Consider the following 19,631-nt stretch of genomic DNA (forward strand, 5'->3'; position numbering starts at 1 on the left):
AAACACATAGAATTCTTGAATTTTAAAGATTATGAAAACTACAAATTATCATTTGGAGCGTACTAAGGTTGCCAAGGTAATCATGCAAGACATGTTTAAAGTGCAACCAGGAGAATCTGTTGCCATAACTGCAGATTCCGGCAATGACCCAGAACTTATGAATGCATTTGCCGCTGCAGTATATGCTGTAGGAGGCAAGCCTTTATTAATTTGGACGCCAAAAGCAGAACAAGACGGACAAGCAGGTATGAAAGATTGGCCTGTGGCCGCTTTAACTGGAGCATTGAGCAATGTTGATGTTTGGTTGGAATGCAATTCTACCATCCTTTTATATTCCGATATTTGGGAGAATGCCTTTAGAAATAACAAAAAGTTACGTTATTTGATTATAGCCGATTCTAGTGTACAATCACTTTTAAGAACTTTTACGGGTTATAATGTACCCGATTTAAGTAGGATGCTCAACAAAGTACGGGATATGGTTCTTAATTGTAAAACGGTTCGTATTACCAGTGCAAACGGCACAGATGTTTCCTATGATATTAACCTGGACTATGCTTTTGATTTGGACGATGGTGATTTTTCAATGCCAAAATTTGGCACAGCCCCTGGTTATGTAAATATTGTTCCCAAAACGGGAAGTATGAACGGAACTATTGTTTTTGATTTATTAATGAATGCCAATGTATATGGTAATGATAATACCATAGCATTTATAATGAAAGATGGTGTAATAGAAGATGTTACAGGTACGCCTAAAGAAGTGGAAAATTTTATAGACTATCTTGCCTCCTTTGATGACCCTAATATGTATAAAATATCACACAACATGTTTGGACTTAATCCTAGTATTAGAAAAATGATGGGTGAAGTTGTTGAGGACGAACGTGTTTGGGGTGGGGTGGATTTTGGTTTTGGACATACCAGTCCCATGGATATGCCGCCGTTAGGGCAGGTTGCCAAATCCCATTTTGATGGTATCGTAGATAAAGTAAGTATCTTTTTGGATAATGTTCAGATTGTTAAGGAAGGAGTTTACATACATCCCGAACTTAAACCATTGGCCGTAAAATTAATTGGAAATTATTAATGTTAAAGGAGGAAGCACAGATTGCCGATGATTATTCTAGGACCAAGGTCCCTGAAGATAAAACTGTCAACGGCTTAAGAATTGCTTCCATAATCATCGGCATAGGTGTAACGCTTCCCGTTTTCTTTGTGGGATCAGAGGTTACGTTGGCATTAGGACTTCAGAAGGCCTTTTGGGTTTTTATGGGTGTTTGTCTTATACTGAGTGTATTATGCAGTATCACGGCCATCATCGGTAATAGAACGCGATTGTCTACCTATATGCTTCTCCATTTTTCTTTTGGAAAAAAAGGAACATTACTTATTAATTTTCTGGTTGCCGTTACACTTTTGGGTTGGTATGCCGTTACTGTTGAAATATTTGGACAGGCACTTACCGATGCATTTTCACAGCTGTTAAACATTCGCCTTCCAATCTGGATAGGCATCACCTTGGGAAGTATTTTAATGACATTGACCTCAATTTATGGGTTTCGAATCATAGAACGTTTTTCATCTATTGCAGTTCCTTTTATGCTGTTGTTTGTAGTTTATGTGCTTTATGTAACTACTTCTGAAAACAATATGAACTTGTTATGGCAAATGGAAGGTAATGGTGCTATGACCAGTTCACAGGCAATTTCAGCTGTGGTAGGCATGATTATTTTAACCCCTGTATTGATGCCCGATTATTCCCGTTTTGCGAGAACGGATAAAGATAGTATCATCTCGGTTTTAGGTTTAACCGTTGGGTTTCCGCTCATATTATTGGCAGGAGGTATTCCAACTCTAATAACGGGTGAGGTAGATATCATGAAAATAATGATTAGCCTGAGTCTAACTCTGCCAGCGCTTTTTATTCTAATTTTCTCTACTTGGACCACCAATACAGCAAACCTCTATTCAACGCAACTTACCTTATCTACCGTTTTTGTTAGAACAAAAGATGCTAAACTGGGTATCTGGGCTAGTATTGTAGGAACCCTTTTGGCCTTATTGGGAGTGGCCACCTATTTTATAGATTTTCTCAATATTTCAAGCATATTTATTCCCCCCGTTTCGGCAATATTTATTGCTGACTTTTTCTTTGTACAAAAACAGAATTATGATTTGGCGCAATTTAGTCAACTGCCTGCTTTTGATGCTGCAGCATTAATAAGCTGGAGCGTTGCATGTATAGTGGCCTATTTAGGTGTTTATGATTTTATCACTTTTACTTCAATTTCATTTTTTGATTCGTTTATTATTGCATTTGCCTTATACCTAACTCTAAAGAAAATATTTAAATAAATGGCCATTACAGATTTAGAACCTAAAGTTATTTGGCAACATTTCGAGGCCATAAACGCCATACCTAGGGCGTCTACAAAAGAAGAAGAAATCATTGAATTTATGATAGCCTTCGGAAAGTCATTAGACCTTGAGACCTCGGTGGATGCAATCGGAAATGTAATCATCAAAAAACCGGCTACCAAAAGGAAAGAAAACTGTAGAACGGTTGTGCTACAAGGGCATTTGGATATGGTTCATCAAAAAGAGGCAACCTCAAATTTTGATTTCGCAACTCAGGGAATACAAATGTTTATTGATGGAGATTGGGTAAAAGCAAAAGAGACCACACTAGGAGCGGATAACGGTATTGGGGTCGCGGCTATTATGGCTATTCTGTCTTCCAGTGGATTGGAGCATCCTCCAATTGAAGCTTTGTTTACCGTTGATGAAGAAAAGGGGATGACCGGTGCAATGGGCTTGACCGAAAATCAATTACAAGGAGAAATATTATTGAATCTGGACTCTGAGGAAGACGACGAAATTACTATTGGCTGTGCTGGAGGAGTGGATGTGGAAATAGATGGAAGTTTTGACACTAAAATCTTGGATGGTACTGAATTTAAACTTTATGAAATTTCTGTAAGGGGATTAACAGGCGGTCATTCAGGGGTCGATATTCATTTGAACCGGGCAAATGCGATACTTGTACTAGTAGAATGCCTGAATGAGTTGATTACAAAATTAGATGCCAGATTGCATTCTGTTGGTGTAGGTGCCCTTACTAATGTAATTCCAAGAAACGGTACAGCGGTGATTGCTATTCGAGAGGATAATTTATTCGCTTTGCCTAGCGAATTGGAAAGTCTGCAGAGTAAACTTAAAAGGAAATATCTAACTACCGATCCGCACTTAAATATTACGTCTACACCAATCGGGAATTCAACAGGTGTATTGGATGTGGGGACCCAGAATGCATTACTTACCGGCCTGTCACAAATTCCAAATGGAGTAATTTCCATGACCGAGGGCATAGAAGGTTTGGTGCAGACCTCTAATAATATTGCGATAGCAAACATAGGAGAAGGCAAGTATCATTTGGCATGTCATACACGGAGTTCTGTAGATATAGAGCGCAATGAACTTGCAAATAAAATAAAATCCTGTTTTCCTTTTGCCAATGTATCGGAAATAGGTCCTTATCCGGGTTGGGAGCCAAGACCAGATAGTGAGCTATTGGCATTGGCCACAAATTGTTATAAAGAAATAAACGGAAATTTACCGGCCATAAAATCGATTCACGCAGGATTGGAATGCGGTATACTATCGGGTATTTTTCCACAGATGCAAATGATTTCTTTTGGCCCCAATATTCTTGGCGCCCATTCTACAGAAGAACGATTGCAGGTAAGCTCTGTTCAAAAATTCTGGAAATTTCTAACAACATTATTGCGAAAATTGAATTGAGAACAATTACCAATGGCCGAAAACAACCAATATACTAACAGCAAAGTACAACCTAAGGATTTCACCTCGGGTTGGCTCATAGCTATTATTATCGCAGGTACTGGCCTTACCCTTCCTATTCTCTTTCTAGGCTCCGAGGTTGCATTGGGTGTTGGGTTCAAAAATGCGCTTTGGGCCTTCGGTATATCTACCCTTGTATTGACGCTAATGTGCATGGCGACCACCAAAATCGGTAATCGGTCCCGCCTTTCTACCTATATGATCCTTCATTTTAGTTTCGGTAGACAAGGAGCTAAGATCATGAATTTTATTTTTGGGGTTACCCTTTTGGGTTGGTTTTCTGTAGCCTTGGAGTTACTCTCCATTGCCGTGGTCGACACCGCTTTCGACACTTTTTCAGTTTCCCTGCCCCAATGGCCTATTATAGTCGTCATGGGTGCCTTAATAACCGCTACGACAATTTTTGGAATCAAAAGTTTAGAAAAACTCGCCAATATTGCCGTACCCATATTAACCCTCTTTTTATGCTACGTTATTTATGTTTCTTTTGATGAGGGAATGTCCTTTCGGGCTATCTTGGATTATGTGCCTGAAAATCTGAGTATGACGCTATTTGAGGCTACTTCAATTTTAGTAGGCTCTTCCATTCTATTTCCAGTTATGATGGCCGATTTTTCAAGGTTCATTTATAATGACAAACAAAGTATGATCGCAGTACTGGGAATCGCTGTAGGATTTCCAGTGGCCCTATTATTCAGTGCCATACCCTCAATTCAGACCGGTGAAGTCGATATTATTAAAGTCATGCAGGAATTAGGTTTGGTTTTGCCGGCATTCGTTCTTTTGTTGGTGTCAACTTGGGTGGGCAATGCGAGTAACTTATACTCTACCGCCTTGACATTTTCGACCATAAAAACCAATTGGTCCTTTAAAAGAATAGTACTCCTTGCAAGTGTATTTGGAATTTCTTTGGCATTATTGGAATTTTCTCAATACCTCTTTGATTTTTTAAATTTTCTTGGCGTATTGGCACCTTCGATTTCCGCAATTTATATCATCCATTTTTACTGGGTTAAAAGACAACGCTATGAGTTGGATGAAATTCCGGAGTGGGAGCCAAAGGCATTAATCAGTTGGGTGGTAAGTTCCATCATTACGGTTTTCACCTATTTGGAAGTATTTCAATTGACCCATGCCTATTTTATAGATTCTTTTTTGCTGGGTGGAATCATATATATAGTTCTACAATGGAAGACATTAAACAAAACAAACTATGAAAACTTTAGCTAAAACAAATAATTTTATTGAAAGGGAAGAAAAGTATGGCGCTCATAATTACCATCCCTTACCCGTTGTACTGAACAGGGGAAAGGGGGTTTTTGTCTGGGATGTAGAAGGTAAGAAGTACTACGATTTCCTGTCTGCCTATTCCGCTGTAAATCAAGGGCATTGTCACCCTAAAATTATTGAGGCGATGATTGAGCAGGCGCAGACCCTTACCTTGACCTCAAGGGCGTTTCATAATGATAAGCTTGGCGAATTTGAGCAGTATGCCTCGGAAACATTCAATTTTGATAAATTGTTGCCCATGAATACGGGCGCGGAAGCCGTTGAAACCGCTATCAAAATATGTAGGAAATGGGGTTATGAGAAAAAGGGAATCCCTGAAAACGAAGCGCAGATAGTTGTTTGCAAGAACAATTTTCACGGACGTACCAGTACGATCATTTCATTTTCCAATGACCCAGTTGCACGTAAAAACTTTGGGCCTTATGCCCAGGGCTTCCTAAAAATTGAATACAATAATTCTGAAGCTCTTAGGGAGGTTTTGGAGAGAAATAAAAATATAGCCGGATTTTTAGTAGAACCTATACAGGGAGAGGCCGGGGTTTATGTTCCAAACGATGGATACCTTAAAGAATGTAAAGACTTATGTGAAAAACATAATGTGCTTTTCATTGCCGATGAAGTGCAAACTGGTATTGCAAGGACCGGTAGAATGCTCGCGGTAGACCATGAAAATGTAAAACCAGATATTTTAATATTGGGAAAAGCTATTTCTGGTGGGGTATATCCCGTTTCCGCAGTATTAGCAGATAATGATATAATGGAGGTCATTAAACCAGGAAGTCATGGCAGCACTTTTGGTGGTAACCCTATTGCAGCAGCAGTTGGAATGGCAGCGTTGAAGGTGGTACAGGACGAAAAATTGGCAGAGAACGCCATGGTGATGGGAGGGCTTTTCCGTGCCGAATTGAACAAGTTTATTCCCAATTGTAATTTGGTTGGTAGCGTCCGTGGCAAAGGACTATTGAATGCAATCTTAATTAATGATACTGAAGAAAGCTCTACCGCTTGGGACATTTGTATCAGATTAATGGAGAATGGATTGTTGGCAAAGCCAACGCATGGTAATATTATTCGTTTTGCGCCACCATTGACAATAACAAAAGATCAGTTATTGGAATGTGTTGCTATTATTCGAGAAACCATAAAATCAATGGCACAATGAAAAAGAACTTAAGAATAATTAAAAACCGGTCCGACATTGGTGCCGGTACAAGAGGGGCAGATATGGGTATAGATGCCATGGAAATTGCCGCCATAAATGCTGAAAACGATTTCTTTAATAGAGCTTCTCTTGTTGAGGTCAAAACCCACAATGAATCTATTTATAATATGGTTAAAAATTCTTTTGCAAAAAGAATATCGTTTGTGGTAGAGCAATGCAACAGAGTATCCAATACGGTAAAGGAAACACTGTTAAAAGATGAATTTCCATTGGTGCTTTCAGGCGATCACTCTTCTGCCTTGGGAACTATTTCAGGGATAAAGGCAGTTAATCCAGAGGGTAGGCTAGGTGTTGTTTGGATAGATGCACATGCCGATCTAAATACTCCCTATACTTCTCCTTCAGGAAATATACACGGTATGCCTTTGGCAGCTGCAATGCAAGAGGATAACACGGTTATGCAATCCAATGACCCGGATGAGGAAACAATTAAATCATGGGCGGAACTAAAAAATATAGGCACTAATATGCCAAAATTTTTTCCGGAGGATTTGATTTATTTTGGTGTTCGGGATACTGAAGAAGCGGAAGACAATTTGATTTTACGTAAAGGAATTAAAAATTATACCGTACCGGAGGTAAGGTTTAGAGGCCTTGAAAATTGCATGGAAGAGGCCATAGATAAACTGGGCCATTGTGACATTATTTATATAACATTTGATGTAGATAGCTTGGATTGTGATTTTGTTTCACGTGGTACGGGTACTCCTGTTCCATTTGGGTTTAGTCCGGAGGAGGCAAAAAGTTTGATTTCCGGATTTTTAAAGACGGACAAAGTAATCTGTATTGAATTTACGGAGGTTAACCCCTTATTGGACAATAAAGGTAACAGAATGGCTGAAACGGCTTTTGATATTCTAAGTTATTGTTTTGGTTGACCTATAAATTATGAAGTGCTAAGCGTATTTAATTACTGATATAATTTCGAATAATTTAATGAGATTGGGCTAAAGAAAAACAAGGTTTATATACGCCATGTTAGTAATAGAAAACCCTGTAATTTTTGGGTTAACCGATAATTGAGATACGATATGGTAGGGAAAGTACACGGAAACTAATAATAGGGCAGAATGATAGTAGGTACGGTGGAATTTAATTAAATCGATCTATTAGTTTCGCTTCCAAACACAAGAAACATTATCATCTCATATTTTTTACCCAATTTTTCCCTAAGAATTCCAAAAGCCTTGGTGATTTGACCCTCTACCGTCTTTTTGGATACGTTAAGGTATTCCGATATTTCCATATTGGTCAGGCCTTCTTTTTTACTCATTAGAAAAATCTGCTTGCATTTGGGAGGTAATTCCTGAATGGCATCGAAAAGTATGTTCAATATTTTCTGCTCCTGAATTTCATCCTTTTCTTCAACGGCCAATTCCAAAGCTGCAATATATTTTTTCTCCAAGGCCATTACGGCTTTGCCTTTGCGGTATTGGTCAATAAATTTATTATGAACTGATTTATACAAATAATTTTCCAAGGAAAAGTCATGTTTCAGTTTGTGTCGCTTTTCCCAAACTTGAACAAAGACATTTTGTACAATATCCTCGGCCATAAGATCATCCCTAATAAGACTGTTGGCATAAATGCATAGTCTATTATGGTAATGTTCCACCAAAAATCCATAAGCACCTTCATTGCCCTTTTTTAAGCCTTCAATAAGCCCATCTTGGTCTCTATAGTTCCATTTCATCTTGCGGTTAGGATGTGATTTGGTTCAAAATAATGGTAAATATGAAAAAAAAATGTGAAAAAAGTAAGGGTTTCTTAATATGGCTTCGTATAAATGTGAATTATATAACGAATGAAGCCCAAAAAACTACATAAACTAATTGTAAAATATATTACAGCTTCAATTTCAGCGAAGGAGTTGGACGAGTTGGAAGTTAGTCTGAAAGAGTCTTCCAATACTCAACTTTTTAATGATTACGTGAAAACTAATTATAGAATTGACCGTAAAATGAAAACCTACGATACAGAAAAATCAAAACGCCTTTTGCTGGATAAAATTAAAAAGGACAAAGGCAATCTTAATAAATTCCAGTACAGAAGTATTCTCAAATATGCAGCCATAATTATTTTTTCCATGACTCTGGGGTACTTTGTCAATGATAAGCTAACTAATGAGACCCCTGCAAAAGAATTCGCCCCAAAAGAGAATTTTATAACTCTAGAACGTGAGGATGGTAACATCCAAGTTATTTCGGAAGATGGCACTTCGGAAGTAATTGACTCGGAAGGAAATGTAGTTGGCTCCCAAGTGGGGAATCAACTTGTTTATACGAATGGGAAAATGACCGGTTCGGAAGAACCTATCTACAATACACTTCACGTACCATATGGGAAACATTTCGAATTGAAATTATCCGATGGTTCCTTAGCTTACTTGAACGCTGGTTCTTCCATTAAGTATCCGGTAGAATTTATAGAAGGAAAAGATCGTACTGTTTTCCTAACGGGGGAGGCATTTTTGGAAGTAGCCAAAGACGCGAAACATCCGTTTATTGTAAAGGCGGCTAATTTGGATATTAAGGTTTTCGGAACAAAGTTCAATGTATCGGCCTATCCAGAGGATATAGTTAAAGAAGTTGTGTTGGTAGAGGGATCTGTTGGGTTGTATTCAGAAACCGATATGAGCATAGGCAATGAAGGAACGGTGCTTACACCTGGCCTCAAGGGTAGCTTTGACAATACTAAAGGAAATATTACTACGGAACCGGTTGTTACAAGTGTTTACACTTCTTGGGTTAAGGGCGTATTAGTATTTAGAAATATGACGTTCGAAAACATTCTTAAAAAACTGGAACGGCATTACAATGTCAAGATCGTCAATAAAAATTCGAAACTGGCTACGGCCAAATTCAACGCCAGTTTTGGTGACATGCCGATCGCTAAAATTTTGGAATATTTTAAAGGGGAATACAATATTGATTACTCTATAATTAATGACAATGAAATAATTGTAAACTAAATAACTAAAACCTAAATAATATCTGCCAATGAAAAACTAAAAACAACCAAAAACTCACTTTGTATTTCCCTCAGAAGGGATTAAAAAAAATCGGAAAATGCGTCACCATTTCCCGATCGGTAGAAGTGATTAACTAAGTATAACCACAATCAAACATTATAAAAGTATGAAAAAAATTCTTGACCAAAAGAGAAGGTCGTACCCATTGCTTAAACTCAGTTTAAAGATGAAGATCAGTATGTTATTCATGTTTTTGGTACTGTTTACCATGCAGGCCAATTCATCCTATGCACAGCGTACAAAGATTACATTGGACCTTAACAACGTAACGGTAGAAAGGCTTATTGATGAAATTGAAAGTCAAACCGATTTTCATTTTGTATACCAAATAAAGGAAGTTGATCTAAACCGTGTAGTAAGTGTAAAAGCCAATAAAGAGCTCGTAACCAGTATTCTGAAAAGGATATTTGGAAACACGAGGACTACGCACAATGTGGTGGATAAACAAATATTCCTTAAAGAACGTGAAACTCAAAGTAAGACCCATAATCCAAAAGTTCAGCCCGGTCCAATTAAACTTCAGAGCTTAGTTTCCGGACTTATTACAGATAGCGACGGTATTCCTTTGGCAGGTGCCAATGTGGTAGAAAAAGGTACTACCAATGGGGTTACTGCCGATTTTGATGGTAATTTTTCCATTCAGGTCGCCAATGAAAGTGCCACTTTAGTGGTTTCCTATATAGGGTACTCTACCAAGGAAGTCCCTCTTAATGGACAGGCCAGTGTTAATATTGTTTTGGAAGAAAGCGCTGCGGGACTTGATGAAGTAGTTGTAGTAGGGTATGGTGTGCAAAAAAAGTCGGATATCACAGGAGCTGTGTCCAACATTTCCGAAGAAAAATTACAGAGCAGACCTACAGCAAATTTTTCAGATGCCTTACAAGGGCGCAGCAGTGGGGTTCAAATTAGACAATCCGGAGGAGATTTGGACGGAAAGTTTCAAATAGCTATCCGTGGTGTAGGATCCGTGACCGGTAGTAATGAGCCATTGATCGTTGTAGATGGTGTTCCATTGGTCAGCGCAAGTTTTTCTACAATAAACCCTAAGGATATTTCTTCCATAGATATTTTGAAAGATGCTTCTGCAACTGCTATTTATGGGGCAAGGGCCGCCAACGGTGTTGTAATTGTCACAACTAAAAAAGGAACGGTTGGCAAACCCCAATTAACATATAGTTCAGACTTGAGTATAGAACATATTTCTGAACGTTATGATGTTATGTCTACGGAGCAGCAGAGATTACTTTTTGTTGAAGCCTTTAAAAATTCAAATAGAAGTACTGCTGTCTACGACGATCCAAGTAACCCTATTTGGCAGGTAGATAACGATTGGCAAGATTTAGGTACGCGTGCCGGTATTCGTCAAATACATAATTTGAATTATTCAGGAGGTACCGAAAACACACAATATTCGGCCTCTGCCTCGTATCAGAACCGTACAGGTATTTTGTTGAATACAGATATTAAAACATATTCTTTACGAACCAATTTAAGCTCACAAGTTAACGATTGGCTTAAAATTAGTACTAATATTACCGGGAGCTTCCAGCCTCAAAACTATTCTGATGGTGATGACTGGGGAGCTACAGGTTATAGAGGTTTTGTTTACCATCATAGTTACACTCCAGCTTATGATGAGAATGGTGAACTTGCCAATATAGATACCGCATCGGCTCCTTATTTTGGGGCAAATTCCAATCCATTGGTCCCACTTTTATTACCTACCAAAGAATTGAATACTACAAGGTTACTGGGTAATTTCCAAGCGAATATCAGACTTATGGATGGCCTTTTCTTTAATACCAATTTAGGTGGCGATTTAGTCCGAGTTGAGGGTTACACCTATAATCCTATTTATTCTATTGGTAGAATGATCAACACCCAAGGTTCAGTAACAGTATCCAATAATAGTGATACCAACTGGGTGGCAGATGCCACTTTGGATTATACCAAGGAGTTTGATAAGCATGATTTAAAGTTATTGGTAGGGGTGTCTGCTCAGCAGTTTCTTTTGCGAAGAACTTCAGCATTTGGAACAGGGACAATTGATAATGCTTTGAATCAGTTATCAAATCAGACCAGTTTCAATAGCACTGGAAGTAATGTAGAAGGGGGACTGGCCTCTACCTTTGCAAGATTAAACTACGGGTTTGATGACCGATATTTATTAACCGCTACGGTTAGGAGAGATGGATCTTCACGTTTTGGACCGGATAAAAGATATGGTGTATTTCCTTCGGCCTCACTTGCCTGGAGGGTTTCGCAGGAAAACTTTTTGAAGAACAGCACTACTTTGAATGACTTGAAGTTTAGGGTGAGTTATGGTCTTACAGGAAATCAGAATATTGGTAATTTTGAGTTTATAACTAGAGCCGCCTCTACACCCTATGTATTTGGCAATTCTGTGGTGGTCGGTAACTCGGCATCCAATATAGGTAACCCTTCCTTACAGTGGGAAGCAAATAAGCAATTGGATATTGGAGTGGATTTTGCCCTATTCAAGAGCAGAATTAGCGGTACCATAGATTATTACGATAAGAAATCGGAAGACCTATTGATTCAGAATCCTATTCCTTTGACAGCGGGTGTACCCAATCCTCCTATTGTTAATATAGGTTCGGTACGAAATTCGGGAGTCGAATTTGCCATTTTCACAAGAAACCTGACAGGAAAATTTAAATGGTCTACAGATTTCAATATTTCTTACAATGAAAATGAAGTGTTGGACATAGGGAGCAATTCAGCGGGTGAGCCATTGGAAATACCAGGCCAGAATATACCGTTATCCAATGTTCCAACAAATTTAACTGTAGCTGGGCGACCAGTGGGCGCTTTTAATATGTACATATTTGATGGTATGTGGCAGTTGGGCGAAGAGGCAGAAGCAGCTACATGGTTTAATGCGGTTCCGGGAGATCCAAAATACAAAGATCTTAACAATAATGGACTTTTAGATGCTGGGGATAGAGCTTTTGTAGGTAACCCGCACCCAAAGTTTATAGGGGGAATGGACAATACCTTTTCTTATAAGAATCTTTCCTTATCTGTTTTTATGAATTTTGCAACAGGAAATAAGCTTTATAACACCGCTAGAAACCTATTCTCAAGAGGAGTTCCTTTTGTACAGAATTTTGCGGAAGCTGCAGATTTTTGGACACCTGATAATCCATCAGCTACCTCCCCAAGACCTTCCCAAGGAGGTACTACTACCACCTTGGCCACTTTAGCCTCTACCCGATTTTTGGAAGATGCAAGTTTTTTAAGGGTTAAGAACGTTGCCTTAACATATGACCTTCCTGGTAAAATATTTGAGACCTCTTTTATTAGTAGCGCTCAATTTACAATATCGGCTACAAATCTACTGACTTTTACAAAGTACACAGGTTTGGACCCTGAGGCATCAAGTAGGGAAAGCCTTTTGTCTGCTGGTATAGACTATACTCCTTATCCAAATACCAAGCAGTATAACTTAGGAGTGAAAATTGGTTTTTAACGTAAAAATGATAACATGAATAATTATATAAAATATATAGGCCTAATATTAATCGGAATATTATTCTACAATTGTAGTAAAATTTTGGAACCAGAACCTGAAGGGCAAGTTGCTCTTGATGCCCTTTTGGCCACAGAAGAAGGGCTAATTACAGGTGTCAATGGTATTTTTCAACCCTTGCATAACATTTATGCAGGTGGTACCATGGTGCAGATGGCAGGTAGGTCAAGTGACGATACTTGGACATGGCGAAAAGAAACGGAATCCGATATTTTTAATATTGACGAAGCATTCGGTCTTATAGAGACTACCTGGGAGAATCATTATCGTGGAATTACCCGGGCCAATACAGTGCTGGAGAGATTGCCGTTGGTTGAATCCTTTTCAAGTGAAGAAATGAGGCTCCTAATAGAGGGACAAAGCAAGTTTATGCGTGCTTATTACTATTTTAATTTAGTCAGGTTCTATGGAGGAGTTCCATTATTGGTAAACGAAATAAAAACACCTGCTGACGCTGAATTGCCGAGGTCTTCCATACAGGAGATTTATACCCAAATAAAATTGGATCTGGGAGATGCAATATCCCTTCTGCCTACGACCTATACTGGTGGCAGCGGAAAAGAAGTTGGTAGGCCGACAAAATATGCGGCCCTGGCGCTATTGGCTACTGTAAATCTTGAATTGGAAGAATGGGAAGGGGTAGTGTCAAATACCAACGAAATCATTGGAAAGGGGCGTCTATTGGACAATTATGCGGATAATTTTAACGGGTCCCAAGAAAATGGTCCAGGTTCCATTTTTGAAGTACAATATGGAGGTGAGACAGGGGCTACAACAATTAATACCCGTGATATTTTTGCGCCTCCCGCTTTGCAAGGTGGTTCAGCTAATTTACCCACCGATGATACTTGGAACGGTGAAGGGGGTAGTTTGTCATCCGGTAATGGTATTGTTCAAGAATATGAACCAGGCGATAAACGAAAAGATGTTACCCTGGCAAGCTATGACTTGGATAATTTCTTGTTTCCCGACCAACCAATAGGTAGCCTTTTATATATAAACAAGTATTTCAATGAGGTTGATCAGCCTATAAACCAAAGTACGTGGAACTTTCCTATTATAAGATATGCGGATGTGCTATTAATGCGGGCAGAAGCATTGAATGAAATTGGTTATGTGCCTAATGGGGAAGCCTTTGTGCTTTTGAATGAAATCAGGGTCAAGGCAGGTCTGGGAGCACATGATGCATTATCATTGACCACTCAACAAGAATTTAGGGAAGCCCTAAGAAAGGAGAGAAGAGTAGAACTGGCTTTTGAGAGCAAACGCTATTTTGATTTGAATAGATGGGGCATCTTAAAGGACAGAATCCAATTTCAAATGGATATTAAAGGGGAATTAACATTTCCAAGCAATAGATTAATTTCGCACCCTATTACAGGGAAGTCATATTTTCTATATCCAATTCCATTGGTGGAGTTTTCCAACAATGCCAACCTGCAAGAGCAGAATCCTGGGTATTAATTTAATATATCAGGTCTTTACATTACTAAATTTCAATGCCGACGAGGGTTTCTAGACATTCATAGAAACCCTTTAAAGGCATATTTTGTATGCACAAGCCAAGTTTTATAATGTCTTGAACGCAAAGGCGAAAATTTAGTATGTTAGAACAATCTATATGTAAATTTAAACAATAGAATTATGACATTAGATAATAAAAAATACGATTTTTTACGTCAATGGCCAGTTGTGGTGGCGTGCCTATCTATGGTAATTGTTTCTTGTGGTTCAAACACTTCCAAGAAATCATTGGAAGAGGAAAAGACGGAGGATAATCGTCCAAATATCGTCTATATCTTGGCCGATGACATGGGATATGGTGATTTGTCTTCCCTAAATCCGAATTCTGGAATTAAAACGCCATTTATGGATGGGATTGTGGAACAGGGCATGTACTTTACGGATGCACATTCCAATTCAGCAGTTTGTACACCTACCCGATATGGAATTCTTACAGGTCGCTATGCCTGGAGAAGCAGATTAAAGGAAGGGGTTTTGTGGGGCTATGACCAACCATTGATTGAAGCCGACCGAACTACGGTGGCCTCATTTTTACAAGATAATGGTTACAATACAGCATGTATTGGCAAATGGCATTTGGGGCTGGGTTGGCAGGCTAAGAATTCGGAAAAGCCCATTGCAAAATACGAATGGGACAAGGTCTTTGAAGAAGGAGCTGACAGCAATGTAGATTTTAGTAAAAAGGTTAGCGGCCCAAATACATTAGGCTTTAATTATTCTTATATCATTCCTTCTTCCTTGGATATGACACCATACCTATATTTGGAAAATGAAAAGGCAACCGAACTTCCTACAGCTTACACAAAAGGCAAAAGTCAGGCCAAGGATGGAAGAGGAGTATTTTGGAGACCAGGAGAAGTTGCTCCCAACTTCGACTTTAATCAGGTTATGGATCATCTAACTTTTAAGGCTACAAATTATATAACTGAACAAAAGAAGTCAAAGGAACCATTTTTCCTTTATTTCCCATTAACTGCACCACACACACCTTGGTTACCAACTGAAGAGGTGAATGGAAAATCGAATGCAGGACGTTATGGTGATTTTGTAACCCTGGTAGATAATACTGTTGGCGCTGTCTTAAAGGCTTTGGAAGAATCTGGCAAGGCCGAAAATACCTTAATTATTGTTACCTCGGACAACGGTTCTAATTGGACGGAGGAAGACAAAGCACAATATGAACATCGTGCAAATTATATTTATCGTGGTCAGAAAGCAGATATTTACGAAGGTGGACACCGTATCCCTTTTATTGCGCGGTGGCCGGGAAAAATTAAACCGGGAAGTGTTTCTGATCAAGTTCTTTGTACCACCGATCTATTGGCTACTCTATCGGGTATAGTCGGTAAAGATTTGCCCAAGGGTGCGGGGGAAGATAGTTATGATATGTTACCTGCCTTTACAGGAAAAGCACAAAAGCAGATTAGAGATTTTACTGTTCATCATTCCCTAAATGGATTTTTTGCGATTCGAAAAGATCAATGGAAACTTACCACATCTCTCGGTTCTGGAGGTTTTACCAAACCCGACGAAATAAAGCCGGAAAAAGGAAATCCAAACGCAACTTTGTATAATTTGAAGGAGGATCCAAAGGAAACCAAAAATGTTTATGGGGAACACCCTGATGTTGTAGAGGCACTTTTAACGCTTTTGGATGATGCCAAAAAAATGTAATCGACCTAAACATACAATTATAGAATCAAATGAATAAAATCCTTATACGTTCGGTGGCATGTTTTTTTATGGTTCTCATTACCTCTTGTGGAGATAATCAACAATCCAAGAAAGAGGGGGCAATTCAAAAAGAAAACTTGCCCAATATTGTTATAATTTATGCGGACGATATGGGCTACGGAGATCTTCATTATCAGAATCCGGACTCTAAAATACCTACACCTAATCTTGATCAACTGGCTTCGGAAGGTATGCGTTTTACGGATGCCCACAGTTCTTCTGGAATCTGTTCTCCTAGTCGTTTTGCTTTGTTAACTGGGACATACCATTGGCGAAATCAACATGGAATAGTAAATTCATTTGGCATACCCTTCTTCAAGGAATCCGATGTTACACTTCCACAGGTTTTACAAAAATCAGGCTACACTACGGCTTGTATTGGTAAGTGGCATTTGGGATGGGATTGGAAGTTTAAGAATGAGCCATCAGGAAAAACGGTGCAGGGGGAAAGAGAGGTAAACTACTACCTTCCCCAGGATATAGATTGGAGTGCTCCAATTTCAGGTGGACCTTTAGATCGGGGTTTTGATTACTATTTTGGTGATGGTACCATAAATTTCCCGCCCTATGCATGGATTGAAAACGATAAATTTGTAGAACTGCCGACAAAAGATCAAGACATTGTTAAGAGAGGTTTTGAGACCAAAGAAGGGAATTGGGAATTTCGTCCAGGACCAATGGTAGAAGGATGGGACCCTTATAAAGTATTACCTACCCTTACCCAAAAAGCAGTTGAATACGTAAATGGACAAGAGAAGGACAAACCCTTTTTTCTATATTTTGCACTTCCCTCGCCGCATGCACCTATAATTCCTAACGATGAGTTTATTGGAACGTCTGAAGCAGGGGGTTATGGAGATTTTATGGTACAGACGGACTGGGTTGCCGGACAGGTGTTAAAAGCCTTGAAAGAGAAAGGTTTAGATAAGAATACCATTGTTATATTCAGTGCCGATAATGGTCCCGAAAAATATGCGTTCGAACGGGCAGAAAAATATGGCCACTTTAGTATGGGTGATTTTCGGGGTTTAAAACGCGATGTATGGGAAGGAGGCCACCACGTACCATTTATTGTAAAATGGCCTGGAAAGGTCAGTGCCGGTTCTGTTTCCAAGGAGGTAATATCCCAGGTGGATATCATGGCCACACTGGCGGCTGCCACCAATACTCCCTTGGCAGAAGGAGCAGCTCCTGATAGCTATAATTTACTACCGATTTTTAAGGGGGAAAAATATACTTCACCCTTACGCGAAGCTACAGTTCACAACACTTTTGAAAAGGCATGGGGGTTGAGGCAGGGTAAGTGGCTTTATATCAATGCTCCTTCTGGCGAACATACCAAAATGCCGGACTCCTTTAAAAAGCTAAGGAATTACACTGACTTTGAAGGAGATGGTCTTTTGTTCGATATGGAGAAAGACCCCGAGCAACGCATCAATTTATTTGCTCAACATCCAGAGAAAATAGATACGATGGACCAGCTTTTACAAAAATATCGGGAACAAGGATATTCCGTAGAACGGACCCCTGTGGCTGCCAAATAAAAACTACACCGTAATGCATGGAATCAAAATTATCTTAGGAATGATGATCAATAAAACACTTAATACAGTATGTTTCTTTCTTGTCACTTTAATAACATTGAATTCGGTTTTCTCGCAGGAATTTAAAAGTGAAGAGAACCATAGGGAAGTCCTTAAACCTAATTTTATTCTTATCATGGCCGATGATTTGGGTTATGGTGACATCTCCTGTTATGGCAATACTTATATCAACACTCCAAATATTGATAGGTTGGCGACGGAAGGAATACGGTTTACGGACTTTCATTCCAATGGGGCAGTTTGCAGTCCCACACGGGCAGCTCTATTAACAGGTAAATATCAGCAGCGTACAGGGGTAGGGGGAGTTATTACGGCTGCCAGTCATCGGGAAGTAGGATTGTCAATCAATGAAATAACCATAGCAGATGAACTTAAGAAATATGGTTATAACACTGGTATTTTTGGTAAATGGCATTTAGGATATGACTCCAAATTCAATCCTTCCCTTCAAGGATTTGATCAATTTAGGGGTTTTGTGAGTGGGAATGTAGATTACCACGCACATATAGACCAGGAAGGATATTTTGATTGGTGGGACAACACGGAAATTAAGGATGATAAAGGCTATACGACCGACTTGATAACAGAATATGGTTTGGATTTTATAGATAGGAATAATCCTAAAAAAACTGAAAAACCGTTTTACTTATATCTCCCACATGAGTCCCCCCATTACCCATATCAGGGAAGAACTGATAAGGCGCTTCGCAGAGTTGGGGAAAGAGGCACCGATCCTGTACCGGAAGATAGTATAGCAGGTATTTACAAGGAAATGGTTGAGGTTTTGGATGAGGGTGTGGGCAAGATCATGCAAAAACTTAAAGAAACAGGGTTGGATAAAAATACAATTGTAATATTCTGCTCTGATAATGGAGCATCAAATAATGGTAACAACGGCAACTTAAGAGGATTTAAGGCCGGTTTGTATGAGGGTGGTCATCGTGTTCCAGCTATTGCTTGGTTTCCTTCAAAATTCGCAGCAGGGGCAGTAAGTGAACAGCCTGTACTCACTATGGATTTTCTTCCCACTTTTTTAGATTTTATTGGGGAAGAGCCAGAAAGTTCTGTGATAGATGGACTCAGTATTAAGAATCATCTCTTATCCAATGAAGCATTGCCAAAGCGGGATTTGTTTTGGAATTTTGGAAATAAAAATGCAGTCAGAAGTGATATTTGGAAACTAGTGACCATTAAATTGGACGACCAGGAAACCGTTGAGTTATTTGATTTGTCAAAAGATATTTCTGAAAAAAACAATGTTGCTGAATATTATCCTAGAATAGTAAAGCGGTTACGTAAAAAACTGAAAAATTGGGAAAAGGATGTTTTTAAAGGGGTAACGTTGGTGTCAGAATAATACATTATTGAGGTAAGTAGTTTTTAGAATATTAAGTTTTGAGTTAGTTTAGTTGCAAAAGGAACAATGGGAAACTGTTGTTCCTTTTTTTTTTGTAACCGTAAAGAAATATGAAAATCTTATGTTAATTGGGTAAGGTGGTAATTGAGATAGAAAAATGGAAGTAATGGTGGAGATCCATGGTTGAGATACCGTAACAATAAATCCTATCCGTTAAAAATCAATTTGAAATAAAAAGTATTCCGAGCAAATAAAGAAGGTTAGTATCCAAACTATTAAATTTTAATATTGGGACTAGGCTAAATTGTAGGAAGGAACCAATTGAACCCTTACTAAGGACTCAAATTTTAACTGGGGTAAAATTACTCAATCGGGGTAAAATTACCCAATATAATGTATTGACTTCATTCTTCGCAGGTAATGTTATTGATTGTATTTCAGGTGTTTATAAT

13 protein-coding genes are annotated in these 19,631 nt (G+C 38.8%); 12 read left to right on the forward strand and 1 reads right to left on the reverse strand.

What is annotated here, in order from left to right; genetic code table 11:
• The first annotated feature begins 31 nt into the window (after nucleotides 1-31).
• From KO529_RS05935 to KO529_RS05960, 6 genes are read left to right on the forward strand one after another with little or no spacing between them, the layout of a single operon-like run.
• Nucleotides 32-1,090: a hypothetical protein gene (locus tag KO529_RS05935; RefSeq protein ID WP_215946972.1), complete on the forward strand. Its 1,059-nt coding sequence runs from the start codon at nucleotides 32-34 to the stop codon at nucleotides 1,088-1,090.
• On the forward strand, nucleotides 1,090-2,358 hold the full coding sequence (locus KO529_RS05940; protein ID WP_215946973.1) for a purine-cytosine permease family protein: 1,269 nt from the start codon (nucleotides 1,090-1,092) through the stop codon (nucleotides 2,356-2,358). Before KO529_RS05935 ends, KO529_RS05940 begins: the two co-directional genes overlap by 1 nt.
• Nucleotides 2,359-3,804, forward strand: coding sequence for an aminoacyl-histidine dipeptidase (locus tag KO529_RS05945; protein ID WP_215946974.1), 1,446 nt, complete (start codon nucleotides 2,359-2,361; stop codon nucleotides 3,802-3,804). It abuts the gene before it with no gap.
• A gap of 12 nt (nucleotides 3,805-3,816) precedes the next feature.
• A complete protein-coding gene (locus KO529_RS05950; protein WP_215946975.1) occupies nucleotides 3,817-5,094 on the forward strand; it encodes a purine-cytosine permease family protein in 1,278 nt (425 codons plus the stop codon).
• A complete protein-coding gene (gene rocD, locus KO529_RS05955; RefSeq protein WP_215946976.1) occupies nucleotides 5,078-6,316 on the forward strand; it encodes an ornithine--oxo-acid transaminase in 1,239 nt (412 codons plus the stop codon). The genes KO529_RS05950 and rocD overlap by 17 nt, the downstream gene beginning before the upstream one ends.
• Entirely contained in the window at nucleotides 6,313-7,254 is a 942-nt protein-coding gene (locus KO529_RS05960; protein WP_215946977.1) for an arginase, read from the forward strand. The genes rocD and KO529_RS05960 overlap by 4 nt, the downstream gene beginning before the upstream one ends.
• 218 nt (nucleotides 7,255-7,472) lie before the next feature.
• Here KO529_RS05960 and KO529_RS05965 read toward each other — a convergent pair whose 3' ends face one another.
• On the reverse strand, nucleotides 7,473-8,069 hold the full coding sequence (locus KO529_RS05965) for an RNA polymerase sigma factor (protein WP_215946978.1): 597 nt from the start codon (nucleotides 8,067-8,069) through the stop codon (nucleotides 7,473-7,475).
• Nucleotides 8,070-8,180: 111 nt separating this feature from the next.
• Between KO529_RS05965 and KO529_RS05970 the strand changes: the two genes are divergently transcribed.
• From KO529_RS05970 to KO529_RS05995, 6 genes are all read left to right on the forward strand, one after another.
• The gene (locus KO529_RS05970; RefSeq protein ID WP_215946979.1) at nucleotides 8,181-9,347 is read left to right on the forward strand and encodes a FecR family protein; all 1,167 of its coding nucleotides are present in this window, start codon (nucleotides 8,181-8,183) and stop codon (nucleotides 9,345-9,347) included.
• A 166-nt stretch (nucleotides 9,348-9,513) separates the two neighbouring features.
• Nucleotides 9,514-12,900: a SusC/RagA family TonB-linked outer membrane protein gene (locus KO529_RS05975; protein ID WP_215946980.1), complete on the forward strand. Its 3,387-nt coding sequence runs from the start codon at nucleotides 9,514-9,516 to the stop codon at nucleotides 12,898-12,900.
• Between the two features lie 15 nt (nucleotides 12,901-12,915).
• Nucleotides 12,916-14,424: a RagB/SusD family nutrient uptake outer membrane protein gene (locus KO529_RS05980; protein WP_215946981.1), complete on the forward strand. Its 1,509-nt coding sequence runs from the start codon at nucleotides 12,916-12,918 to the stop codon at nucleotides 14,422-14,424.
• 180 nt (nucleotides 14,425-14,604) lie between these two features.
• Entirely contained in the window at nucleotides 14,605-16,158 is a 1,554-nt protein-coding gene (locus tag KO529_RS05985) for a sulfatase family protein (RefSeq protein ID WP_215946982.1), read from the forward strand.
• 29 nt (nucleotides 16,159-16,187) lie between these two features.
• Nucleotides 16,188-17,762 (forward strand): sulfatase family protein, encoded by a 1,575-nt coding sequence (locus tag KO529_RS05990; RefSeq protein WP_252734313.1) that lies wholly within the window; start codon nucleotides 16,188-16,190, stop codon nucleotides 17,760-17,762.
• Between the two features lie 13 nt (nucleotides 17,763-17,775).
• Nucleotides 17,776-19,179 carry a sulfatase-like hydrolase/transferase gene (locus KO529_RS05995; RefSeq protein ID WP_215946983.1) on the forward strand — a complete coding sequence of 468 codons (1,404 nt, stop codon included), beginning with the start codon at nucleotides 17,776-17,778 and terminating at the stop codon, nucleotides 19,177-19,179.
• Nucleotides 19,180-19,631: the final 452 nt, after the last annotated feature.

This window comes from Arenibacter algicola (genome assembly GCF_018860365.1).
Lineage (GTDB): Bacteria > Bacteroidota > Bacteroidia > Flavobacteriales > Flavobacteriaceae > Arenibacter > Arenibacter algicola_B.

Bases quoted from the DNA above. Each gene is read 5' to 3' on its own strand.
- KO529_RS05970 (WP_215946979.1), top strand. From the start codon at position 8,181: ATGAAGCCCAAAAAACTACATAAACTAATTGTAAAATATATTACAGCT.
- KO529_RS05965 (WP_215946978.1), bottom strand. From the start codon at position 8,069: ATGAAATGGAACTATAGAGACCAAGATGGGCTTATTGAAGGCTTAAAA.
- KO529_RS05975 (WP_215946980.1), top strand. From the start codon at position 9,514: ATGAAAAAAATTCTTGACCAAAAGAGAAGGTCGTACCCATTGCTTAAA.
- KO529_RS05935 (WP_215946972.1), top strand. From the start codon at position 32: ATGAAAACTACAAATTATCATTTGGAGCGTACTAAGGTTGCCAAGGTA.
- KO529_RS05980 (WP_215946981.1), top strand. From the start codon at position 12,916: ATGAATAATTATATAAAATATATAGGCCTAATATTAATCGGAATATTA.
- KO529_RS05985 (WP_215946982.1), top strand. From the start codon at position 14,605: ATGACATTAGATAATAAAAAATACGATTTTTTACGTCAATGGCCAGTT.
- KO529_RS05945 (WP_215946974.1), top strand. From the start codon at position 2,359: ATGGCCATTACAGATTTAGAACCTAAAGTTATTTGGCAACATTTCGAG.
- rocD (WP_215946976.1), top strand. From the start codon at position 5,078: ATGAAAACTTTAGCTAAAACAAATAATTTTATTGAAAGGGAAGAAAAG.
- KO529_RS05950 (WP_215946975.1), top strand. From the start codon at position 3,817: ATGGCCGAAAACAACCAATATACTAACAGCAAAGTACAACCTAAGGAT.
- KO529_RS05995 (WP_215946983.1), top strand. From the start codon at position 17,776: ATGCATGGAATCAAAATTATCTTAGGAATGATGATCAATAAAACACTT.
- KO529_RS05990 (WP_252734313.1), top strand. From the start codon at position 16,188: ATGAATAAAATCCTTATACGTTCGGTGGCATGTTTTTTTATGGTTCTC.
- KO529_RS05940 (WP_215946973.1), top strand. From the start codon at position 1,090: ATGTTAAAGGAGGAAGCACAGATTGCCGATGATTATTCTAGGACCAAG.
- KO529_RS05960 (WP_215946977.1), top strand. From the start codon at position 6,313: ATGAAAAAGAACTTAAGAATAATTAAAAACCGGTCCGACATTGGTGCC.